General features: G+C 74.3%; 3 protein-coding genes and 1 pseudogene. All 4 read left to right on the plus strand.

Annotation, left to right across the window (positions count from 1 at the left end; all coding sequences use genetic code 11):
- On the plus strand, positions 1-483 hold a 483-nt coding region (locus ABZ260_RS49415), incomplete at its 5' end, for an ADP-ribosylglycohydrolase family protein (RefSeq protein WP_355632458.1).
- A gap of 4 nt (positions 484-487) precedes the next feature.
- Positions 488-1453 carry an ADP-ribosylglycohydrolase family protein gene (locus tag ABZ260_RS49420; RefSeq protein ID WP_355632461.1) on the plus strand — a complete coding sequence of 322 codons (966 nt, stop codon included), beginning with the start codon at positions 488-490 and terminating at the stop codon, positions 1451-1453.
- Positions 1450-2610: an ADP-ribosylglycohydrolase family protein gene (locus tag ABZ260_RS49425; RefSeq protein ID WP_355632464.1), complete on the plus strand. Its 1161-nt coding sequence runs from the start codon at positions 1450-1452 to the stop codon at positions 2608-2610. The genes ABZ260_RS49420 and ABZ260_RS49425 overlap by 4 nt, the downstream gene beginning before the upstream one ends.
- Positions 2607-2891 (plus strand): annotated as a pseudogene (locus tag ABZ260_RS49430) (ADP-ribosylglycohydrolase family protein); the annotation flags it as partial. The gene ABZ260_RS49425 and the pseudogene ABZ260_RS49430, both read left to right, overlap by 4 nt.

The raw sequence follows: 2891 nt of genomic DNA on the forward strand, positions 1-2891 counted from the left end.
CTCGGCGGCCGTGCGGTCGCCGGGGCGGTGGCCGCCGCGATGGCGGGCGCCTCCCCGGACGAGGCGGTCACGGCCGGCCTCGGCGTGATCCCCGAGGACTCGTGGACCGCCCGCAGCGTCAACCGCGCCCGCGAGGCCCTCGGCACCGGATCCGGCGACGTCGCCGGGCGGCTGCACGAGGCGGTCGTGGTCCGGCACTACCCGTGGACGGACCTGGCTCCCGAAGCCGTCGCCCTCGCCTTCGCCGCCTACCTGATGGGCGGGGGAGAGGTCGAGGAGTCCGTGGTGATCGCGGCGAATCTGGGACGGGACGCCGACACCACCGCGGCCATCGCCGGCGCCCTCGCCGGGGCGGGACGCGGTGAGGCGGCGGTGCCGGAGCGATGGGCACGGCAGATCGGCCCGGTCGAAGGGCGCTGCCTGCCGGTGACCGCGGGACGGCACGTACTCGACGTGGCCGATCAGCTCGTGGAAGGGAGGTAGGGCGATGATGTCGGGGGACAGGATCCTGGGGGCGTTCGCCGGTCTGGCGATGGGCGACGCGGCGGGATGGCCGTCGGCACGGCACCGGGCGGGGGTGCACGCACCGTGGAGCAGACGCCTCCACCGCGAGCTCGACGCCTTCGCCGAGGAGCATCGGGTGACCACTCTGCCGGTGCCGTTCGCGCTCAACCAGCCGGTCGCGCCGCTGGTGATGGGGCCGTCCGACGACGCCGAATGGCTCGCCTGGACCGTGCTCACCATCGACGAGGACCGCGCGGAGGCGTTCGCCGGTCTGACCGGCAGGGACGACGTCAGGGCGCGGATCTCGGTGCGGACCGCGCTGGACAACCTCGCGCGCGGCCTCGGCCCTCCCGCCAGCGGGCACGACAACCCGCACTTCTTCGACGACGCCGCGACCGTGCGGGCGGTCGCCTTCGGGGCCGCCGGGCTGGACCCCACGGCCGACGCCCAGGTCACCAACGCCGGTGACGGCGTGCTCGGAGCCGTCGCGATGGCAAGGGCGATCGGCGTCCTGGTGGACGGCGGTCCGATGGGTGAAGCCGTGCGGGCCGCGTTGGAGGCGCTTCCCGATGACACCGTCATCGGTCGCGCGACCCGCACCGCGCTCGCGGTCGCGCGTGAGGCGGGCGATCCGTTCGCGGCGGTGCCCGCGCTGGACGCGGCGCTGTTCGACCACGTCTACAGCTACGGGGTAGCCGCCGCCGAGACGCTCCCGGTGGCCCTCGCGCTGGCGGAGGTCTCCGGCGGCTCGATACGCACCGCCGTACCGGCCGCCGCCTGCCTGGCCGCCGCGGCGGACTCCGCGCCCGCGCTGACCGGCGCGCTGACCGGCGCGTTCACCGGCCACGACGCGCTGCCGCGAGGGTGGAGCACCACCCTGACGGGTTGCTGCCTACCCGAACTGGCGGGAATCGATCTACTGGACATCGCGAGGGGACGGATCGGATGAGTACAGCGGGCAGGGGCACGCTTGAGGACAAGGCCGTGGGATGCGTGGCGGGTGCCGCGGTCGGCGACGCCCTCGGCGGCGCCACCGAGGGCTGGACGCCCGAACAGATCCACGAGCGTTACGGCGGGTACGTCGAGGGCCTGGTCCCGCCGTACTTCGAGGACTGGCGGAACGCCCGCCCCATCGCGCCCTACCACAAGGGTGACGGCCACATCACCGACGACACCCTGATGACCCACGCGCTGATCCGGGTCTACGAGCGGGTCGGGGGCCACCTGGACGCCTACGCGGCGGCCGAGCACCTGGTACCGGAGATGATGGGGGAGAAGCGCTGGATCCCGGAACTGGAGGCCGAGACGCTGCTACTGCAGCGGGTCTTCCTGGCGGAGAAGTGGCTGGTGCTGCGGCTGCACTACGGTCATGTGGACCCGCGTGAGGCAGGCGTGGGCAACATCGTCAACTGCGGTGCCGCGATGTACATGGCACCGGTCGGCGTGGTGAACGCCGCCGACCCCGACGCCGCCTACGCCGAGGCGATCGAGCTTGCCGGCGCCCACCAGTCCAGTTACGGCCGGGAGGCGGCCGGGGTGCTCGCCGCCGCGGTGGCCGAGGCCATGCGCCCGGGTGCGACGCCTGACTCGGTGGTCGCCGCCTGCCTGCGGCTGGCGCGGGACGGGACCAAGGCGGCCATCGACGCGGTGTGTTCGGTGGCCAGCGGCCTCGGCCACTGGGACGGCTCCTTCGAGACGCTGCGCGCCGCCATGAAGCCCTACGACACGGTCGCCGACACCTACCGTGACCAGGGTCTCGGCGCCCGCCGCCCGAGCCGCCTGCACAGCATCGAGGAACTCCCACTCGCCCTGGCCTTCCTGCTGATCGCCAAGGGCGACTACCGCGACACCGTCCTCGGCGGCGTCAACTACGGCCGCGACGCCGACTCCATCGCCTCCATGGGCGGCGCCGTCGCCGGAGCCCTCGGCGGGCGCGAGGCCGTCCCGGCCGACTGGGTGGAGCAGATCTCCACCGCCAGCCGCATCGACCTTCTCACCCCCGGCCTGAGCCTGGCCCGCGTCGCCCGCCGCATCCACGGCGCGGACCTGGAACGCCGCCGCGCCCACGAGTCCGCCTTCGCCGCCCTCGCCGGGGACGCCGGATGATCAGGCTGACCTGGGTACAGCCGGAGGACCTGGTCGGCCACGAGCTGCGCCAGGCCGCCGAGGACGGCCGTGAGGTGACGGAGATCGCCGCGCGCTGGCGGGCCGCGGGAGGACACGACGCCCCGACCCGGGCGGGAGCCTCGCCAGAGGCTCCTCCGGTACGGCTGCGCCGCCTGGCCGAGGACCTGCTCGACGAGCTGGCCGCGATCCCGTCCCCGCTCGCCGAGCCCTCCACCCTGGCCGAGATCGTCACAGCCTGCCCGAGGTGGCCGTCACAAAGG

Origin of the sequence: Streptosporangium sp. NPDC006013, from assembly GCF_040614275.1 — a bacterium.
GTDB lineage: Bacteria > Actinomycetota > Actinomycetes > Streptosporangiales > Streptosporangiaceae > Streptosporangium.